Source organism: Larkinella rosea (genome assembly GCF_003858635.1).
Taxonomy (GTDB): domain Bacteria; phylum Bacteroidota; class Bacteroidia; order Cytophagales; family Spirosomataceae; genus Larkinella; species Larkinella rosea.
In genome coordinates, this window is record NZ_RQJO01000007.1 from 1,499,742 (window position 1) to 1,520,274 (window position 20,533).

Genomic DNA, 20,533 nt, shown 5'->3' on the forward strand with positions numbered 1-20,533 from the left:
ACCTACCCGACATCCGTAGATCAATTTAGAGGAGAAAAGGCCCTGATTTAAGAAGAAAGTGAAGCCGTTCCGCTAATTTCAAAGGAAGCTACAGCTTGAATCCTAATTCCCAGGTGTGCCCGAAGGGGTCTTTCAGTTTGCCAATCCGCCAATCGTCTTCCGTGGTCATGGGGCAAATCCCGGTGGCTCCCAGCTTTAGGGCTTTCGCGAATAAATCGTCCGCCTGTTCCGTTTCCAGAATGATCCGGATGGCGTTTGCGGCTGTTGCCTCCGGGCTTACATTTCCGAATTCCGGTTCTTCATCCGCGACATAAAACAAGGCCCCGTCGATGCTGATTTTGGCAGAGATTTTATCATGGGGCAGGTCATACCGTGCCATTTCCGTTGCACCAAAAGCCGACACATAAAAATCGACCGCCTTTTTGGCATCGGTAACGGTCAGGAAGGGCGTCAGGGTTGTTTTGGTATCGTTGGTCATACCTGTCTTTTAGTTAAAATCCGGTTGAAGCCGGAAGTTACCTCAGGAATCAATACGGTTTTCAAGAAGGTCTCTCAAATTATGCTTCAGCAGATGATTCCAACCCCAGGCAAACCGCTCCCGGCTGAAATGCGGATGATGGGGGAAAATTTCCAGATTGGTTTGGGGGATCCTCAATCGGGTTTTCTCGTTTTCCGGGAACAACTCAAATATCACCTCCGACTTTCCCGCATACCCCTCATACGCCCAACTGTGCGCGAAGATGCAAGTATAGGCAGTGCAAGGTTATCCGTGGTAAGCCTGAGTTTAGCCTCAACTTTCAGAAATAAATTGAATAAACTCTTTGCCTAATCGTGTAGTTCTTTCTGCTAATGTTCCGTCTCCGGACATCATTGTCTTCAAGCCGCCAGTACTGTGAAGTCCCGCATCGTGCAAATCATTCCAGATTAGGTCAACCAACTCGTCTTGCCCTTCTAAATTAGGAAATGCAGTTTTGAGAACGCTAAACATATTTCCTATCATTAAATTAGGCGGTGTCTGTCCAGCTTTTTCAAACCAAGTTTTGGGTTTGTCAAAGAAAGTCAATATTGTTAAATGCCAAACAGTAAATGAGTCTACGAGATTCAGAAATATTTGACTTTTTGTTTTGTCTGGTGCTTCGTTAAGTGCTGTATTTATAACTGCATTTCTTAAGGCTACAATTTTTTCTTGCTCACTTGTTTTGATAGCAATACTTGACGCTTGAACTATTGTGTCTATGAACTGTTCGTTTTGGGATAAACTTGAAAAGTCAACTAGATTATTTTGCTCTAACAATTTTATCTTTTCAGCAACTTCATTCATCCATTCTTGTCTTCTTTTGTCAAGTGGAGGAGTAACCACTAAACCAAATAACTCTGTCGCAGCCGAGCCAAGCACAGGTATGCTCCCAAGTCCAGCTTTAACAGTTGCATATAAAATGTCTGCCTTTGAAGTTTTGTTTATATCGCTCATGGTGAGATTGTATTATGTATAATGGTATGTGGTCTTGGCGTTCGAGCGGGTTTCGAAGTACAAAAGCTGAAGTTATTTCGAATATCCAACTGGAGGCCAATTTTTGAATTTTGCAATTCAGCCCGGCTAATGCAAAACCCCTATTATGTAACATTATTATAATTTCATCATTTGTTTGTCAATTTCTACAACAAACTTAGACGTTTCAAATATTAGGTCGTTAATTTCAGCTTTACCAATTGTGTGCTCTGCAAATACTTTGGTTTTCTTGTCCATTTTTGTCTTTCCGTTTCGATGAACAATGTCATGACGAATTTGAATGGCAACGAAAATTTTTTTCATGTCTTTTGGAAATTCAACATTAAATGTATCTTTAAACATTGGTTTGATGGTCTGTAGATTATGATAAATAATTCCTATAATTTCATCTGTAACGATTTCCTCAATCTTATTATACTTAGTAAATATCTCAGAAAGCGTAAACTTATGTGCATTCTCGTTTCCCTTAAATCTGGGATAGGTTTCCACAAACTTTCTTAAATACAGGGTGTTGTTGAAAATAGTATTTACGAAAACATCTGCTAAGTAAGTTTCTAATGCGGTTATCACATTAGCATATAATAAATAAGCAATAAGTTTATCTTCACCTGATTTATCTTCCAATCTACTAGTTACTTCTAATATTTTTTTAATATTTTCATTAAAGGCTTGATAAATAGTCTTCCTATCCTCTTCAATATTTATACTTGGGAATATTGATTGAATTTGCTGTACATTTTCGGACTTTCTTCTTAATTCGACTAACTCTGGTCGATTTAATCCAAGTGTTGAGATTGTGACTTTCCCTTTTTCTGTAAATCCGGTTAGTAGTCCTGAATTTACATCGAGTCCAATATGTTCGTTCGGATCTTCAATTGAAGGGTTAATTAATAACGGATTTTCGTTATCGTCAGTCGGAAAATTATTTGCTTTGCGAATATTACAAACTTGACAACAAAGAATTAAACTTTCCCATTCAAAAGCATTTTTTCCAAATTTACTTTTAGGAAAAAAGTTATCAATATTAGGTAAGCTTGTGAGATTTAAATCACATTCGCAATAACCGCATTTATTGTTAAATTCTTTTATAAGATCTTGTCGAATTTGCCTAAAATATTTATGGTAATTTTTATCATCTATATTTAAATCTTTAAAATATTCAGGTTCATTTCGTGGAACAAATTTCATAGTTAGTATTCGATTATTATATCACATAACTTGTAAATAAACGAAAGTTTTGTCAATCCAGCCAAATGATTTCATTTCTACAACGGAAAGCAATCAACACTTAACTCATTTTCAACTCACTACAATTAAAATCCAAAAAACAATACAAAACGCTCAATTCGCAAATCGAATTGTAGTTACCATATGCAATACAATACACAAACCTGCCTACAAAAAAAAGAGCCCAATCCTTCGGGCTCCCAATAATAAGCAAAATCAGCATCACTTTCCAATATCCGGCTGCCCGTATTTCTCGCGGTACATGTGAAATAACCGTTTGTGTTTGTCGTCGAGGTTGATGTGACGGCCCTGGATATACGCGTGTTCGATCACGTTGGTCCGCATGTCCAGTAAATCCCCTTTCGAGACCACCAGTGTCGCGTATTTACCCTTTTCGAGCGTGCCCACCACGTTGTCGATGCCCATGATCCGGGCGGTGTTCGACGTAATCATTTTCAGGGCTTCTTCCTTATCGATCCCGCTGAAACCGGCTGCGGTTCCGGCCTGGAAGGGCAGGTTGCGGGTGCGCCACCATTCGCCGTTGTAGCTCAGGCTCACCAGCACTCCGGCTTTCTGCAACATACCCGGCAGTTTGTAGGGCAGGTACACGTCCTCATCCTGCAAGTTGGGCAGCCGGTGCATCGGCCCCAGAATCACCGGTACGCTGTTTTCCTTCAGGAAGTCGATCACCCGGCCCGCGTCTTCGGCCCCGACAATCACCGGTTTTCGCACACCCGCCTGTTTCGCAAACTTGATCGCTTCAATGATGTCCTTGCCGTAATTGGCGCGGATGTACAGGCATTTCGAGCCATCGAACAGGCCCTTCATGGCTTCAAACTTGAGGTTTTTCGGCGCCGGATTTTTCAGGTCGGCGTAGGCCCGCGCATCCGAGAAAGTGGCCATCATGGCGTTGATGGCGTCCTGCCGCTGCTCGTTCTTTTTCAGGCTCACCGCAAAGGTGTCGTAATCGAAACTGCGGGCAAAATAGCCCGGCCAGCTCAGCCACAAACCGTCGTCGGCTTTCAAAACCGCATCTTCCCAGTTCCAGCCGTCGGTGTTCATGATCGAGGAGCTGCCCGAGATGAAACCGCCGTCGGGCATGGCCTGCGTCATCAGCAAGCCGTTGTTGCGGATCGTCGGAATGATTTCAGAATCCGTGTTATACGCAATCAGCGCCCGAACATTCGGATTAAACGAACCGGTTTCCTGGTAATCGATTGTCGCCCGAACCGACTCAAATTCCTGCAAACCGACCGTGGCCGCCGGAGAAATCAGGCCCGGATAAATGTGTTTCCCGGCCACCGAAATTACCTCCGCGCCGTTGGTCGGCGTTTCGCCGTTGCCCACCGCCGTAATGACACCTTTATCAAACACGATGGTGCCGTTCGAAATCACCTGCCCGTTGCCAACGTGAATGGTGGCGCCCGTCAGCGCAATGGCCCGCGCCTGCGGCCCCGCCGGGGCCGGATTCTGCGCAAAACCGCCAAGCGACGCGAAGAGAAGTATGGATAGTGTTCGTTTTTTCATGGTTTTTATTAGAAGTTAGTTACCCCACCCCAACCCCTCCCCCGTAGGGAGGGGCTTTACAAGCGAATTGGTTTAGCCCCTCCCTACGGGGGAGGGGTTGGGGTGGGGTTGCCTTATTTTTCCGCTTGCCTCTCTTCCCCTTCCGCCATCGCGCCTTCCACGTCCTCGCAGTGGAACATCCGTTGCCGCCGGAAGGTCGGGCGTTGGGTTTGGGCACCACCGGCTTTGGCGGTTAACATCTTCTGAATCAGCCGGGCGCGTTCTTTTTGGAGTTCGTCGTGCTTGCGGTCTTCGTCCTGCGCATCGAAGTAAACCGTACCGTCGATGATGGTTTTTTCGGGCCGGGCGTAGATCGCCAGCGGGTTGTTGTTCCAGAGCACCAGGTCGGCGTCCTTGCCCGCACGGATACTGCCGAGTTTGTTGTCGAGGTGCAGCAGTTTCGCCGGGTTAAGCGTCACCATTTTCCAGGCATCTTCTTCCGAAATACCGCCGTATTCCACCGCTTTGGCGGCTTCCTGATTCAGCCGACGGGCCATTTCGGCGTCGTCGGAGTTGATCGAAACCGTTACCCCCGCCCGCGCCATCAGGGCGGCATTGTACGGAATGGCGTCTTTCACCTCCATTTTGTAGGCCCACCAGTCGGCAAAGGTCGAACCGCCGACGCCGTGTTTCGCCATCTTGTCGGCCACTTTGTAGCCTTCCAGAATGTGCGTGAACGTGTTCACTTTGAAACCCAGCGAATCGGCCACCTTCATCAGCATATTGATTTCCGACTGCACGTAGCTGTGGCAGGTGATAAACCGCTTTTTGTTTAGGATTTCGGCCAGCGCGTCCAGTTCCACATCCCGACGGGGCGGAACCGCCCTGGCTTTCTCTTTGGTACTTAGAGCGTTATAGGCTTTCCAGGCGTTGTCGTACTCGCGGGCGCGGGTGAAATGGTCGAAATAGACCTGCTCCACGCCCATCCGGGTTTGCGGAAACCGGATCCGGACCGCATCGCCCCAGTTCGACTGTTTGACGTTTTCGCCGAGCGCAAACTTGATAAAACCGTCAGCCCCTTTCAGCATCATTTCCTGGGGAGATTCGCCCCATTTCAGTTTCACGATCGCCGATTGCCCGCCGATGGAGTTGGCCGAACCGTGCAGCAGTTGCGAAGTCGTAACCCCACCGGCCAGTTGACGGTAAATGTTAATATCCTCTGAATTAACCACATCGCTCATCCGCACCTCCGCCGAACTGGACTGTCCGCCCTCGTTGATGGAATACAGCGCAATGTGCGAGTGCTCGTCGATGATGCCGTTGGTCAGGTGTTTACCGGTTCCGTCGATGGTTTGGGCACCCGCCGGAGCCGTCAGGTTTTTACCAATCTGAGCAATTTTGCCGTTTTGCACCAGCACATCGGTCGTTGGAAGAATACCATCTTTTTCGTTGGTCCAGACCGTCGCGTTCCGAATCAGGAGCGTTTGTGCTTTCGGTTTCTCCAGATTCCCCATGCCGACAAACGGGAACAGCAATTTTCCGTACTCCGGAGCGGTTTTCTTTGCCGAGTCTCCTTTCGCAGTAGCCGTCATGGAAAAAGGTTGTGAAAGAACCGCCGTCCATTTGACGGTTTTTCCGTCCGGCAATTCACCTTCGCCTTTCAGACTCGTACCCTCCCTATAACCGGTCAGCCGGGTCGTTCCCGGCGTGGCGACGCCCGGCTGTTTTTTGTCCAGTTGAAGCTGGATCGACAGCAGGTCATTGGCGACGGAAATTTTTGGTGTCACCTTCACGGTGTCCACCAGTACCTGATACTCCGGTTTTCCCGGTTTTCCGGTGATGGTCAATTTCAAATTGCTACGGTCGCCAATCGTCAGCGCGTAAGTTCCGCGCAGATCGGGCGTGTTTTTGTCCGAGTACACATATTGTTTCCCGCGAATCCAGTTTTCCAGAATCACATTATCGGGGCTGAACAGGTTATCGGAGGTAATGATAAAATTGGCGAGCAAATCGGTTTTCAGACTGCCCACTTCGTTATCGATTTTAAGAAGTTGGGCGGGCGTGGTCGTCAAAGCCGCTAAAGCCTGTTGCTCGGTCAAACCGTAGTCGATGGCTTTGCGGAGGTTCGCCCAGAAATCGGTTTTGTTCCGCAGGTTGGCGGTCGTCAGCGCAAACGGAATCCCGGATTTGGCCAGCATCGCCGGATTGGCCGGAGCCATTTCCCAGTGCTTCATTTCCGCCAGCGTCACATTGTCGGCATCCCAGGCGTCTTCCACGTCGAAAGCCTGCGGGAAATTGACCGGCACAATCAGCGACGCTCCCGTGGCCTTCACCTCGTCGAGCCGCTGGTATTCGTCACCTGCGCTTTTGATAATGTATTGAACGCCAAACTCTTCACCGATTTTATCGGCCCGCAGAACGCCCAGTTTATCGGGCACTTCAAAAACCGAAGGCAGGCTTTGCAACTGATTGAAGGCAGCAAGCGAGATGTTGGCTTCGGCGGTTTTACCGGCTTTTTTGTACCAGTCCGCATCGTAATAGGTTTGCCGCAACAAAGCCACGGCCCCCATCGGCGAATTCGGGTAGGTTTGGGTCGACGTTCCTTTGCTGAACGAATAATGTCCCGAAACCCGCTCCCGAATCATGACGAGGTTTTCGCGGTCGTCGGCCAGCGTGACCAGCGCCGAACTGCCGCGCGCAATGCCATCGTGCGGGTGCGTCACCACCGCGCCAAAACCGAGTTTCCGAAGTTCGAGCGCCTGCGGCACATTGGCTTTAAAAACCGCACTGGCTTCGGTTTCCGGCTGAATGGCCTGATTCCAGTTGAACGCGCCTTTTTTATTGGAGTCGTACTGCGGAGCCCCGCGACCACCGCCGGGTGCATTTCGCTGGAGAGCGGGCATGCCGTAATCGGAATCGATGTCGACCAGCGACGGATAAATCCGCTTGCCTTTCAGATCGGTAACAACGGTTCCGGCCGGAATGCTGACGGTTTTTCCGACGGCTTCGATCCGGCCGTTGCGGATGAGTAAAGTTGCCCCGTCGAGGGTCGTTTTTGAATCGACAATGATCGTGGCATTCGTGAACGCGTACAATCCCGATCGTTCATCGTATACGCCATTTCGGGGAAAGGTAACTTGCGACCAACCAACCTGGGCAATACCCCAGGCCAGCACGGCAGTCAGGAAAAGTTTCCGCATGTAGGAATTAGTTAGGTGATGAGAAACGTAGACAATTTTACAAATCTACGAAAGGAGTAACTTCATCGACCTATTAAAATGGAACTAAATCCCACGAAATTCTGGCCGAAATCCGTTTTTCACGCAGATAAGCAAGCCACTTTGAACAAAATCGGAACGAATTTGCGTCTGGCCGGAATAAAAATGCGGTCAATTCGAAAAGCAATCACTTTTCCCTCTTTCGGCTGATCACCGGACAGCGTTTAAACGGTTTGGTTCGGTCGAACAGGTAGCGGTACGTAACGTGGGTTTTGACAATCGTTGAACCCAACTGGCTGACAAACCGCACCATAATCGGGTTAAAATCACCCACCCAGTTCATTTCCAGTTCGGTATATTGAAAAGCGGGATTGTGGGCGGCTTCGTGGGGCATCCGGAGCGCAATGGCCGCTTCGAGCCCTTTTCCCTGGTGGGCGGGAGCCACACCAAACACGACGCCGAACGCCTTGTGGTTGGTTTTACGCAGCATGTGCCACAAAAACTTCAGTTTCCCGACCAGATCCAGTTTGCCGTTGACGTGCTTGAACACCTGATTGAGTTCGGGCAGGCAAACGAAAAAAGCCACGGGCTCCTCGCCATAGTAAGCAAAGTAGATGATCTTTTCGTCGATGACCGGTTTCAGTTTCTGCATCAACAGTTGCGCCTGACCAGCCGACATTTCCTTTACGCCACTGTGCCCTCCCCAGGCCGCGTTGTAGATGTGCCGGAATTGCTCGGCGGCTGCGGGCAGTTGCCGCTTGTCGATGGTGCGAAAGCTGTAGTCGGGGTTTTCGTAGATGCGCTGGGCCCGGTCTTTCACGGTCTGCGACATATTGACCAGTTTCGACCAGGTGGTTGGAATTCCGAACGTAAACTGTTTGAAGTAATCCTGAAAACCGTATTCCTCGAAAAAGGCAATATAGTACGGTTTTGTATACGGCATGCAGTAATTCGGCTCCCGGTCAAACCCATCCACCAGCAAGCCCCACCAGCGGTCGCGATCCCCGAAGTTGATGGGTCCGTCCATCGCTTCCATCCCCCGGTTTTGCAGCCAGCTTTTGGCCGTATCGAAAAGCAGAAACGCGGCCGCCCGATCGTTGATGCACTCAAAAAAGCCCAGCCCGCCCGTCGGTTGGTCATTGTCGAGATTGGCAATGTCGCGGTCGATGAAAGCGGCAATGCGCCCAATCGTTTCCTGACGATCGTTGATCAGCAAAAACCGAATACTCTCGCCGTTTTCGAACCGTTTGTTACGGGTGGGATCAAAAACCTCTTCGACATCGGTGTCCAGCGGCCGTATCCAATTGGGATTATCGCGGTACAGTCGGACCGGAAACTGAATAAACTCACGTTGGTATCTGGCGTTTTGGGCAACCTCAATTATCTGCATTCAGCCGTCGCATTTGGGGTTGCAAATGTACTGATCAATACCGGTTTTTCAACCGATTCAGCATAAACACATTCACGACTTCTGCCGGTCGGAAATCGAGGAAAGATGGTTTAGTCCCTTACGCTTACCATTCGCTCAAAAATTTAACCACCGACCGGGACGAAAAAGTATATTCGTTCGATTTCTTAACATAAGAAACTATCAATCAATAGGTTAATCTTTTCATATCTGATCTTTTACGAATGATTTATTGTCATCGGTTTGAAATAACACGACTCATTCAACGCATGCATTTCTATTCATATACCTACTACTCCTTCTGTCAATCCATTTAAAAACCGGCATGAAACCCTCAACTCCGTACTTAGCCAATCTTACTCCCCTGCGCGGAATTGCCGCCCTGCTCACGGTTATTTACCACGCCGACCTGATGCTGGGAATGGGTGGGAACCTCCTGGTAAAATTTGAAGATTCCTGGCTCATTAACCGGATGTATCTGATGGTGGATTTCTTCTTCATCCTGAGCGGTTTTGTGCTGTGCCATGTTTACGGTAAATGGTTTCAGGATTCAGTGGAAAGTCCTGAATTCAAGCGATTTACCATTGCCCGATTTGCGCGGGTTTATCCGCTGCATTTCGTTTCCCTGCTGGCGACGGTTGCCATTTTTGGTGTTTCAGGCTGGCTTGGCATTCCCAAAAATCCGGTGCTGGAGGCTAATAATAACCTCTATTCATTCCTTACCAACCTGTTTCTGCTCCAGGCCATGAACCTGCACGACTGGTTTTCGTGGACCCATGCCGCCTGGTCGATCTCGGTGGAATGGTGGATGTACATGCTGTTTCCGTTTCTGGTCAAACCGTTTATGCAGTTGAAACCGCTGGGCCGAATCGCCGTTGTGCTGGCCTGTTTCGGCGGTTATCTAGTTCTGACGTTTCTGATCATTCCGAATTTACCCGCACCAGCCGCCCTCCCCTTTTTCAAACCCGATCCCCTGAACAATACCGTCAATGCAGCCGTTCAATACGGTTTTCTGCGGTGCCTGTGCGGTTTTGTCCTCGGCATGTTGATGTATCAGGGGTATCGCGAAAACTGGGGGAAATCGTGGCTGGCGAACGGTTTTACATTGTCTTTTCTAACCGTCGGACTCTTTACCTGCATGCATTTTGCCCTGGCGGATGTGTTTTCCGTGAGTTTTTTGCCGTTCATTCTGTTGTCGGCTGCGTACGGCAGTCCATTTATGGACCGGTTTCTGGGAACGAAACCCTTGCAACGGCTGGGCGACTGGTCGTTTTCAATTTACCTCGTTCACCAACCGTTGCTGTTCCTGCTCGGAAACGCCTATGCGTATCACCAATTCGCACAGGACGGCGCGTATGGGCAACCGCCAAAACCGGATTGGCTCACCGGCTGGCTGCTTACGCTGGCATTTATTGTCATTACACTGGCCGTTTCGGCACTGACGTATCGCTCGGTTGAAGTTCCGGCCAGAAATTACATCAACAACCGGTTTGGTGGCCGAAAAAAAGTATATACCGCCGATCCGTCGGCAACGACTGCCTGAACCATTACCCCACGGAATACCGGTTTTTCAACAGATTCAGCATGAACACATTTACATCCCACTGACTGGCGACCGGCATTTGGGTATAGGGCAAAGTGTGCAAATACGGCGCCGGGCCAAACTCGGTTGTGACGGTCAACCCGGTTTTAGCCTCCCGATGCGTGGCCACCACCTGATCCCACCAGGTGAGGTGAGCCTCCAGAAAAGGTGCCCATTCCGGAGCGCGCGGATCACTGACCTGCGGTCCTTCGGGATGCCCCACCCGGCTGTGAATGTGATCGGTGTGGCGAATAGCCAGTTTGACGGCATCGTCCTGATTCTCAAGCATGGATTCGTGCACCGCACACCAGTGCGAAATGTCGAGCGCCAGCCGGAGATTAGGAAGTTTTTGCAGGTAATCGCGGGTGATGTGGGCCGCAAACAGGGATTTGCCGCGGTGGGTTTCGTGGATGATTTTCACCCCGGTTTCACCCGAGATCCGGTCGGCCACCTCGAACAACCGGCGGTTTTGTTCAAACGTAAAAAAGTCCTTCCCCGTCTGGCAATTGATGAATAATGGCTTAGCTGCACTCAAATGCCGCAGGTATTTTTCGTAATTTCGGGCGTGCTCATCCAGATCCGTTTCAAACGATTGAAAATACTGCCCGATCAACGCCAGTCCATGTTTGTCCAGACTTTCCAGAATGGTGTTTTTATCAGCCACATCGAACGGCACGGCAATTTCAACGCCATTGTATCCAGCCGCTTTCACGTTCTCACAAAACCGGTCGAACGGCAGCGTATTTCCCCAGGCAGGTGCAAAAAACTTAATCATTTTTAAGAGGTAAGGTTTTCAGTTTGGCTAGAATGACGATTGACCATTGACCATTGTCAATCGTCTGCTTTCAATGGTCAATCGTCGATGGTCAATCGTCATTCTCACCTTTTCACCAGAAAATCCGCCGTTTCCGAAATACCGGCTTCATCTTCCGCCAGCAGGTCGCCGTCATAAAAATCGATGGGCGTATAGCTACTTTCGTGGACATCCTTATACGGTTTGTTGCTGGCCAGGTTATATGCCGTGATGATCGACCAGCGGGGTTTGTCCGAGAGGTTAGCTGCCGAAGCATGAAGGGTATTGCAGTGGAAAAATGCCGTGTCGCCGGGCTCCATTTCCAGGTATTCCAGTGGCATAATTTTCAGGGCCTCGTTCACCTTTTCCAGATCCGCCCCCACCTGTTCGCCCGAAAAACCGTGTTCGACCCGACCCATTTTATGCGATCCTTTGATCATCTGAAGACAGCCATTCTCCTGGGTTGCGGGCGTCAAAGCCGTCAGCACCGAAAGCATATCAGGAAACAGAAAACCGTTGTTTTTGTACCAGTATCCGTAATCCTGGTGCCACTCCCAGGCCCCCCCCGTCCGAGGTTCTTTCTGCATCAGCTTGGAATGGTAATGAGCCGCCCGCCCGCCCAGAATCTGCTCTACTCCTTGCAGAATCCGCGCCGAACGGGCAAATTTACTGTACAGGCTGTCGTCCAGCGCATACCAGAGCGCCAGCCGGGTTTTCATCCCCGAGGCATCGACCCGGTCGTAGGTTTTCGTGGTCAAAACCGCATCGCCGACGGCCACTCCGTAAAGCCGTTCCACTTCAGCTTTCGTAAAAAGATTGCGAACGATCACGTAACCGTCTCGCTGGTAAGTTTCGAGGTGTTCGGAAGTAAAGGTCATGATTTCGGGTAAATAGAGAAGAAAGATGAATGCGAAAAAGCCCTTCAGCGTTTCACCATACGTGTTTTATAGTGTTTCCAGACGGCCATTGTATTTCGAAGATTGGTCGGTTTGTCTCCTTTCATAGCGTAACACTGCACGCCGATCGGGCCCTTGAATGCCAAATCCTGCACCGCAAACCGCACCAGTTCGTAGGTATCGAAACTGCCGGTTCCCAGCGGCAAAATGTACTGGTTCCAGATGCCGGTGGGCCCATTGTCCAGATTTGCGGCATCTACGTTGTTGGCTCCGCTGATGGTCATCATTTTCAGGTGCGGTTTCAGCGAGGTAAGCAAGCCTTTCCAATCCGTCCGGTCGGCTTTGGGTGTAGTCGCGAGCCAATGGCAAAGATTAAACGTCAGCCCCACATTCGGTCGGTCGATCTGGTTGACCAACCGCAGCGCGTGATCGACCCGTTCGACATAAAAGCCAACGTGTGGATACAACGCGACCTGCAAATTCGCCGATTTTGCCCAGTCGGCCAGTTGCCGAATCTGGCGCACGACGATGGAATCGGCCATTCCGGACGATGAAGCAAACCGTTTTTTATCACTGACAATGTAGGGAGCCAGTACGGTTTTGGAGTCTTTCAGCGCCCGGATGTCGGGTTCGATGCGCGGGTCGAGCGTCGGTGAATCGACATCGATTTTGATGTAAAAATACGAACCGGTAAACCGGTGTTTATCGAGTGCCGCTTTCATCCCCTCAAAGGAATCCAGCTGATTGATCTCCACACCGTCGAAACCGAGGCTTTTGATAAAGGCCACCTGCTGATCGAAGGTTTTGTAGGTCGAATCGCCCCGAATGGCGTTATGCAGGACAAAAAAGTCGTTCTGCACTTTTGCCGGTTTTTGCGCCATTAACTGACCCGTCAGCAAAACCGCCCACAGGAAAAAAATCCGTTTTTTCATCGTCGATCCATGGATTACATCGCCCATTCTTTACGTGCCAATGGGGCCGCCAGCAAGGCATTGGCCGCATTATTACCTACGAATAATTCCTTTTCGGGATTCCAGCTCAATTTTTCACCTAACTGACAGGCAATCAACCCAATCTGGGAGAGCGAAATCGTGCGGTGGCCCACTTCGATGGGTTCCAGCGTTTTGCGACCGGTTTTGATGGCGTCTACAAAATCAGCTTTATCCCAGAGGGTTTTCGACAAATCCAGCTCACTTCCCGACGGTTTTGACGTCAGCAGGGCGGGGTTGCTGCTGGTGATCACGCCCGGGTAATTATCGACCAGAATCCAGCCTTCCGAACCCGTGTATTTAATACCCGGTTTGCTGGTGGGTGTTTGCCGGCAGGTGATTTCAACACCATTGGCATACCGGTAGGTCACTGAAAAATTAATCATCGAGTTCCACAAACTTTTCGGAAACTCGCCGTTGCCTTCCACTTCCACCGGCCCCGAATATTCACTGTTGTTGGCCCATTGCGCCACGTCGAAATAATGAGCCCCCCAATTGGCAATCATGCCCTGCGCATAGGTGTCGACCCGCATCCAGTTCGGGCGTTTCGTCAAATCAAACGGCGTATGAACCCGCATGTCGGTGTAGGGAACATACGGCATCGGGCCGAGCCACAACTCATAATCGAGTTCTTTCGGAACGGGCATATCCGGTTGGGGCGGAACGGGCGTCGGGTCCGAGGGAAATGAGATGTCGATTTTCTGCAACTTCCCGATTCGTCCATTCCGAACGAGTTCAACGGCATGATTCTGTGGACGAACCGAGCGAAATTCACTGTCGGTACGATTCACCACACCGTATTTCTTCAGGGCGTCGACCAACGACCGGCCCTGATGGACGCTCATGCTAAGCGGTTTTTCGCAACTAATGTGCTTTTTTGCTTTGGCGGCCAGAATTCCCATCGGAACGTGCCAATAGTCGGGCGTCGAAATCATCACGGCATCGATGTCTTTGCGGGCAATGATTTCCCGAAAATCGCGGTGGGTCGAGCAGCCTTTGTACGTTCCGCCGGGTGTTTTTTTGGCGTAGTGCTTTTCGACCGCCGTTTTAGCCTGGTTCATCCGCCAGCTATCGACGTCACAAACCGCTACAACCTGAACATCAGGCACATCGAGCAGACCCGGAATTCGGACGCCAAGCGCCTGAAGTTCGGAGCCCTGTAAATTCTGACCATACCCTTGCCGGCCCGTGCCGATCAGGCCGATCGGAATGCGGTTCGAAGGTGCATTTTTACCAAATACCGAAGCCGGAACGATCGTCGGCAAGCCAATCGTAGGCAGAGCCGTAGCGACTACGGCGCTATTTTTCAGGAAATGACGGCGGTTCATGGGATGGGTTTAATTTTAAGGTTTCGGAAGGAAACACTGTGGCCATGATCCTGAAGCAGAATATGGCCTTCCGGAATCTGGGCAAAACCGGGATAATCCTTGAATTTGCTATCCATCACTCCCTGGCGGAAAGCCGCGGAGGTTCGGTCAACGGCCAGCACTTTTACGCCGTCGAGCCAATGTTCGATCCGGTTGTGGTTCACGACAATGCGCGATTGGTGCCACTGCCCCAGGGTGACATCGGGTTTGTTGGCCGCTACCACGTCGTAGATCGAAGCGGTTTTCAGATCGGCAGGGAGGTGTTTGTCGTTGTAAATGTAATCGGCATCGTCAATCAACTGGTACTCGTATCCCGCCTGCGAACCTTTGGCGGGTTTGGGCTGGCGTTCTTCGATGAAATACTTCACCCCACTGTTGCCGCCTTTGCCTAATTTCCAATCAAACGCAAACTCGAAATTGCGGTATTTTTTCAAGGTCACAATATCCCCCGCATCGCCCGATTCGGCACCTTCGCGGAGTTCGCCCCGCAGTTCACCGTTTTTAACCACCCAGCCTTTGGCGGGAAATTGGTCGGCGTAGGCACCCCGCCAGCCGGTTGTGGTTTTGCCGTCGAAGAGCAATTCCCAACCGGCCTTTCGTTCGGCGGGAGTAAGCACATTGGCAGTTTGTGCGGAAATGACCGGGCTAACGAACCCCAGACAAACGGTTATTACAATTGATGCACTGTTCATACTGCAAATATTCCGCTATTTTCTTTCATTATTCTGACACATCTTTTGCCAATTTTATAATAAAATTTGCACCTTTCACCTTTTTACAGGAAATACTGCAAATAATTTATAATCTATGCGCCCCGACCGACTTCTGGTTCCGCAACAACCCCATCGCTCGTTCGACCTCCGGCACGAATGTCTTCCTTACTTTACGAACCCCTGGCATTTTCATCCCGAGATTGAATTGAATTACGTCGTTTCCAGCGCCGGAATGCGGTTTATCGGGCACAACATCGAACGGTTTTCGGGGGGCGAGATTATCCTGCTGGGGTCCAATCTGCCGCATTACTGGAAGAATGACGCGGTGTATCCGGATGCCGAAAACGAACGGCCGGCGGAAGCCATTGTCGTGCGGTTTACGCCCAATTTTGCGGGTGAACCTTTCTGGGAACTACCCGAAACGAAACCCATTCAACGACTTCTTAACCGCGCAGGAGTCGGTTTGCAACTACGGGATCCGCTCCGGGCCTCGATCGCCGAACAGCTTCAGGAGCTGGTCGAAAAAGACGGTTTGGCCCAATTGACGGCGTTGCTGCACATTCTCGACCAGGTGGCCCGCTCCGAAGCCGTCGTACCCATTTCGCCCGGCTACGTTCCGAACCCCCAGTTGACCCGGCAAAGCGAACGACTGAGCCGGGTAGTTGGTCACCTGATGCAACGGGTGGAAGCCCCGGTTTCGCTGCCCGAAATTGCCGAATTAGCCAACATGAATCCGGCCGCGTTTTGCCGGTATTTTAAATCACAGACGGGTCAGACGCTCACGCAATTTGTGACCGATTTACGGATTCGTTACGCCTGTGATTTACTCACTCGCACCGAAGGCAGCATTACACTCATCAGCGAACAGGCTGGTTTTGAGAACGTTTCGTATTTTGTTCAGGCATTCCGCAAAAAACAGGGCGTTACACCGGCCCGGTTTCGGCAGCGGTTTTAAATCACTCTCTTGCCGAATTGTAGTAGCAATAACTACCCCAGGCTCCCGATTGCAAGTTTTGCGGTATTCCTTTATCATTGCAATACCAAACCTATGTTAGCAAATCTTCATGAACAAACTCGCTGCCCGTTACGGCTTCCTCCTCTCCCTATTGGTTTCTGGTCTGACGGCCAAAGGCCAAACAATCCCCAATGTTACCCGCGATCTGCTCAATCAGGGGGCGTATTTAAAGATGTCGAATTATGACGTAACCCCGATTTACACCATGGCCGGGCCGGAAGGAAAAATCCTCGGTTATCCGTATCTGGACACGACTTTTGCCAAAACGACGGTAGTTTTTTATCAGAACATTGCCAAACCGGGCAGCAAACCGATTCTGGAAATCCCGGATACGCCGGTTCGCTACAACATTACGGCCAATGATCTCGAATTTCTGATGGACACCAAAACCGTCAAAGCGATCAGTGGTGAACGGGCAAAGCTTTTTAAAATGGAACGCAATGGCGAAACGATGACCTTCATCAACGCTACTGAAGTGGGGGCTCCGGTGGATGTGCGGGGCTTTTTTGAACAACTGAACGACGGCAAACTGAAACTTTTGATCCGCCACCAGATTTACGTTAAAAAACCTACTTACAATCCAGCCCTGAGCGTGGGCACAAAAGACACCGAACTGATCAAGGAAGCCATTTGGTACACCGGCGATGGCAAAAAGCTCGCAAAGTTTTCACCCGGCCGGAAAGGGTTGCTGTCGGCCATGCAGGACAAAGAGGATCAGATCAGCGCCTATTTAAAAGAAAAAAAACCGGATCTGAAAAACCGGCAGGCTTTGATCGATGTATTTACGTATTATAATACGTTGTAAAGCAGACTTTTATCTGTTTGTTAACCGATTTGCTGGTAAATTGCACTTCATTTTAGTTTAACTGACTCTCCCCAATTGCATGAAAAGTAGGCGTTCGTTTCTCCGGTTAAGTACATTTTCATTACCCTTTTTCAGTTTTGCCGATTTCTCAGAAAATCACATCGCCGGAAAACCCATCGTTGTTTCGACCTGGGATAGTGGCACCATTGCCAACAGTGGAGCCTGGCCAATCCTGCAACAAGGCGGGAAAGCCATCGACGCGGTGGAAAAAGCCGGTATTGCCATCGAAAACAACATCAACTGCTGCGTTGGTCTGGGCGGAAACCCGGATCGGGACGGGCGCGTAACGCTCGATTCCTGCATCATGGACGATCGGTTTAACTGCGGGTCGGTAGCCTTTCTGGAACGAATCAAACACCCGGTTTCGGTGGCCCGGAAAGTGATGGAAACCACGCCCCACGTCATGCTGGTGGGCGAAGGAGCGCAAAAGTTTGCGGTGGCCAACGGTTTTCCGCTTGAATCCGGCAAACTTTCGGCCGGTGCCCAGAAAGCCTACCGGAAATGGCTGGAAAAATCGGAGTACAAACCGGTCATCAATATTGAAAATCAAAAACCGGGGAAAGATAAAAGTGCTTTTGCACCTAACAAACTCGACGATGGTACGCTTAACCACGACACGATGGGCACAATTGCCCTTGACGCGGCTGGTAACCTCTCGGGGATGTGCACCACCAGCGGAATGGGTTTTAAAATGCGGGGACGCGTCGGCGATTCGCCCATCATCGGGGCGGGTCTGTACGTCGATAATGAAGTAGGAGCCGTCACCTGTTCGGGGCAGGGCGAAGAAGTCATTCGCATGTGTGGCTCGCACCTGGTCGTCGAATTCATGCGTCAGGGCCTGAGTCCGAAAGAAGCCTGCCGCCGGGCCATCGAGCGAATTGTTAATCGCGACCGGGCGAGAGCCAAAGACTTCCAGGTAGGTTTTATTGCGCTGAATCGGAAGGGCGAGATCGGTGCCTTTTCCGTTCAGAAAGGGTTTAATTACACCGTTACGTCGGCGTCTATCAACCAGAAAATTTACGACGCCGAACACTTTCTGTAACGAAAACCGCTACGCTTGTAAAAACCGGTTCTCGAAAGGAACCGGTTTTTTTGGCGGCATTTGAACTTGTCTATGGGCAACGACAGTGACTTGGGTAGTTTTTTTGTACCTTTGCGCTTCAAATTCAGACCTGAATCAAAGTGTCTTCTATCCTTCGTATTGCTTTACAAAAATCCGGTCGACTGAGCGAGGATTCGTACCAGTTGTTCAAAGAGTGCGGTATCCGCTTCGATTACGGCACCGGCAAGTTGAAATCCGTTTCATCGAATTTCCCCGCCGAGTTTCTTTTTCTACGCGACGATGATATTCCGGGCTACGTCGAAGACGGCGTGGCTGATCTGGGTATTGTGGGCGAAAATGTGGCGGTTGAATCCACCCATCAGGTCGAAACCGTTCATCGACTGGGTTTTTCCAAGTGCCGGTTATCGCTGGCGATTCCCCGCGGAACCGACTGGAATGGCATTCAGGACCTGGACGGGAAAAGCATTGCGACTTCGTACCCGCGGATTCTGGGCGACTATTTGACCTATCACAACGTTTCGGCCGAAATTCACCAAATCAGCGGTTCGGTTGAAATCGCGCCGGGAATCGGCCTGGCCGAAGCGATCTGCGACATCGTCAGTTCGGGTAGCACCTTGCTGAGCAACGGATTAAAAGAAGTGGAAGTCATTTTCCGCTCCGAAGCTATTTTGATTGCCCGAACCACGCTGGATGCCGAAAAACAGCGTTTGCTCGACAAATTGTTGTTCCGGATCAAAGCTGTTCAGGCCGCCAAAAACAATAAATACATCGTTCTCAACGCCCCGAATGAAGCCCTGGAGCAAATTACCTCGTTGCTACCGGGCATGAAAAGCCCGAGCGTGATGCCACTGGCAACCGCAGGCTGGAGTTCCGTTCATTCGGTGATCAACGAAAACGATTTCTGGGAAAACATCGAAGCCATTCGTTCCGCCGGAGCCGAAGGCATTCTGGTGATCCCGATTGAAAAAATGATTTATTGATTATTGAGTGATGAGACGTTAGACAAGAGAGAAGAGACTTGATAGCTCGTTTTTTGTCTAACCTCTCTTGTCTCTCCTCTTACTTCTCCTGATGAAAATCCTTTCTTTTCCGCCCCGGGCCACCTGGCCCGCGTTGCTGGCCCGTCCGGTTCAATCTACCGAAACAATTGAAAAAGCCGTGGCTCCCATTCTCGAACAGGTTCGAACCCGGGGTGATCAGGCTTTGGCGGAGCTTTCCGAGAAATTTGACAAGATACCGTATTCGGGCATACCGGTTCAGCATGACGACCTGGCTGCCGCCGAAAGCCAGCTTTCCGAAGAATTAAAAACCGCTATTCAGCAGGCGTATCAAAACATCCGGAAATTTCACGAAGCGCAACGGCAACCGGTTGAAAAGATCGAAACCATGCCGGGCGTTGTGTGCTGGCGTCGAAGCGTCGGTATCGAAAAAGTCGGACTCTATATTCCGGGCGGAACGGCACCCCTGTTCAGCACGGTTTTAATGCTGGGTATTCCAGCCCAACTGGCAGGCTGTCGGGAAATTATCCTCTGCACCCCCAGCGACCACCCGGCCATTCGGTATGCCGCTCAACTCGTGGGCGTTACCAAACTGTTCCGCGTTGGCGGAGCGCAGGCGATTGCGGCTATGGCGTACGGAACGGCGTCCATTCCTAAGGTTTACAAGATTTTTGGACCGGGAAATCAGTACGTAACGGCGGCTAAAATGCTGGTCGCGAAAGAAGGAATTGCGATCGATATGCCCGCCGGACCGTCGGAGGTAGCGGTTTACGCGGACGAAACCGCCGTACCCGCTTTCGTGGCCGCCGATTTGCTGTCCCAGGCCGAACACGGCGCCGACAGCCAGGTGCTGCTGGTTTCAACGAGCAAGAAGGTGGTAACTACGGTCAATCTGGCCTTAGTGACACAACTGGAACGGTTACCCCGGCGCGATCTGGCCGCTCAGGCCATTGAACACAGCAAAGCCATTCTGGTTGAAAATCAGGACGATGCTATCGATTTACTGAATCAATATGCTGCCGAGCACTTGATTCTCAGCGTTGACAAGGCTGAAGAAGTAGCCGAACGAATCACAAACGCGGGTTCCATTTTCCTCGGGAATTATACGCCCGAATCCGCCGGAGATTACGCATCGGGAACGAACCACACCCTGCCAACCAACGGTTTTGCCCGTGCCTACAGTGGGGTGTCGCTGGATAGCTTTGTCAAAAAAATTACCGTTCAGCACATTTCGTCCGACGGAATTAAAGTGCTGGGCCCCACAATTGAAGCAATGGCCGAAGCTGAATCTCTGTTGGCGCACCGCCACGCGGTTAGCCTGCGGTTAGCGAGTCTGGAATGAAGTTCGTGACAGATTTGTTACATTGCTTTAAAATAGGAAAA

General features: G+C 50.4%; 17 protein-coding genes. 6 read left to right on the top strand and 11 right to left on the bottom strand.

The features are described 5' to 3' along the window. Window positions 1–88: 88 nt before the first annotated feature. From EHT25_RS06385 to EHT25_RS06410, 6 genes are all read right to left on the bottom strand, one after another. Entirely contained in the window at window positions 89–478 is a 390-nt protein-coding gene (locus EHT25_RS06385; RefSeq protein ID WP_124872387.1) for a VOC family protein, read from the bottom strand. 312 nt (window positions 479–790) lie between these two features. Continuing rightward, a complete protein-coding gene (locus EHT25_RS06390; RefSeq protein WP_124872390.1) occupies window positions 791–1,471 on the bottom strand; it encodes a hypothetical protein in 681 nt (226 codons plus the stop codon). Window positions 1,472–1,627: 156 nt separating this feature from the next. Next, window positions 1,628–2,698 carry an HNH endonuclease family protein gene (locus EHT25_RS06395; RefSeq protein ID WP_124872393.1) on the bottom strand — a complete coding sequence of 357 codons (1,071 nt, stop codon included), beginning with the start codon at window positions 2,696–2,698 and terminating at the stop codon, window positions 1,628–1,630. 261 nt (window positions 2,699–2,959) lie between these two features. Then, on the bottom strand, window positions 2,960–4,264 hold the full coding sequence (locus tag EHT25_RS06400; protein WP_124872396.1) for an amidohydrolase family protein: 1,305 nt from the start codon (window positions 4,262–4,264) through the stop codon (window positions 2,960–2,962). 113 nt (window positions 4,265–4,377) lie between these two features. Beyond that, window positions 4,378–7,443: an amidohydrolase family protein gene (locus EHT25_RS06405; RefSeq protein WP_124872399.1), complete on the bottom strand. Its 3,066-nt coding sequence runs from the start codon at window positions 7,441–7,443 to the stop codon at window positions 4,378–4,380. Window positions 7,444–7,648: 205 nt separating this feature from the next. After that, window positions 7,649–8,851: a hypothetical protein gene (locus tag EHT25_RS06410; RefSeq protein WP_124872403.1), complete on the bottom strand. Its 1,203-nt coding sequence runs from the start codon at window positions 8,849–8,851 to the stop codon at window positions 7,649–7,651. A gap of 343 nt (window positions 8,852–9,194) precedes the next feature. Here EHT25_RS06410 and EHT25_RS06415 point away from each other — a divergent pair, with 343 nt between their 5' ends. Beyond that, window positions 9,195–10,412, top strand: a complete 1,218-nt coding sequence (locus EHT25_RS06415; RefSeq protein WP_124872406.1) for an acyltransferase family protein — start codon at window positions 9,195–9,197, stop codon at window positions 10,410–10,412. A 4-nt stretch (window positions 10,413–10,416) separates the two neighbouring features. Here EHT25_RS06415 and EHT25_RS06420 read toward each other — a convergent pair whose 3' ends face one another. The 5 genes from EHT25_RS06420 to EHT25_RS06440 all read right to left on the bottom strand — a co-directional run bounded on the left by EHT25_RS06420 (window position 10,417) and on the right by EHT25_RS06440 (window position 15,188). Continuing rightward, window positions 10,417–11,226: a sugar phosphate isomerase/epimerase family protein gene (locus EHT25_RS06420; RefSeq protein WP_124872409.1), complete on the bottom strand. Its 810-nt coding sequence runs from the start codon at window positions 11,224–11,226 to the stop codon at window positions 10,417–10,419. 104 nt (window positions 11,227–11,330) lie between these two features. Continuing rightward, window positions 11,331–12,122, bottom strand: a complete 792-nt coding sequence (locus EHT25_RS06425; protein ID WP_124872412.1) for a phytanoyl-CoA dioxygenase family protein — start codon at window positions 12,120–12,122, stop codon at window positions 11,331–11,333. Window positions 12,123–12,166: 44 nt separating this feature from the next. Next, a complete protein-coding gene (locus EHT25_RS06430) occupies window positions 12,167–13,072 on the bottom strand; it encodes a sugar phosphate isomerase/epimerase family protein (RefSeq protein ID WP_185731292.1) in 906 nt (301 codons plus the stop codon). 14 nt (window positions 13,073–13,086) lie between these two features. Continuing rightward, the gene (locus EHT25_RS06435) at window positions 13,087–14,457 is read right to left on the bottom strand and encodes a Gfo/Idh/MocA family protein (RefSeq protein WP_124872417.1); all 1,371 of its coding nucleotides are present in this window, start codon (window positions 14,455–14,457) and stop codon (window positions 13,087–13,089) included. Further along, on the bottom strand, window positions 14,454–15,188 hold the full coding sequence (locus tag EHT25_RS06440) for a 3-keto-disaccharide hydrolase (RefSeq protein WP_124872420.1): 735 nt from the start codon (window positions 15,186–15,188) through the stop codon (window positions 14,454–14,456). The genes EHT25_RS06435 and EHT25_RS06440 overlap by 4 nt, the downstream gene beginning before the upstream one ends. Window positions 15,189–15,303: 115 nt before the next feature. Here EHT25_RS06440 and EHT25_RS06445 point away from each other — a divergent pair, with 115 nt between their 5' ends. The 5 genes from EHT25_RS06445 (at window position 15,304) to hisD (ending at window position 20,492) form a co-directional block, all read left to right on the top strand. After that, window positions 15,304–16,164 carry a helix-turn-helix domain-containing protein gene (locus tag EHT25_RS06445; protein ID WP_124872423.1) on the top strand — a complete coding sequence of 287 codons (861 nt, stop codon included), beginning with the start codon at window positions 15,304–15,306 and terminating at the stop codon, window positions 16,162–16,164. 109 nt (window positions 16,165–16,273) lie between these two features. Beyond that, window positions 16,274–17,029 carry a hypothetical protein gene (locus EHT25_RS06450; RefSeq protein ID WP_124872427.1) on the top strand — a complete coding sequence of 252 codons (756 nt, stop codon included), beginning with the start codon at window positions 16,274–16,276 and terminating at the stop codon, window positions 17,027–17,029. Between the two features lie 79 nt (window positions 17,030–17,108). Beyond that, window positions 17,109–18,131 (top strand): isoaspartyl peptidase/L-asparaginase family protein, encoded by a 1,023-nt coding sequence (locus tag EHT25_RS06455; protein WP_124872430.1) that lies wholly within the window; start codon window positions 17,109–17,111, stop codon window positions 18,129–18,131. 140 nt (window positions 18,132–18,271) lie between these two features. Next, on the top strand, window positions 18,272–19,132 hold the full coding sequence (gene hisG, locus EHT25_RS06460) for an ATP phosphoribosyltransferase (RefSeq protein WP_124872432.1): 861 nt from the start codon (window positions 18,272–18,274) through the stop codon (window positions 19,130–19,132). 91 nt (window positions 19,133–19,223) lie between these two features. Continuing rightward, window positions 19,224–20,492 (top strand): histidinol dehydrogenase, encoded by a 1,269-nt coding sequence (gene hisD / locus EHT25_RS06465; RefSeq protein WP_124872435.1) that lies wholly within the window; start codon window positions 19,224–19,226, stop codon window positions 20,490–20,492. Window positions 20,493–20,533 lie beyond the last annotated feature (41 nt).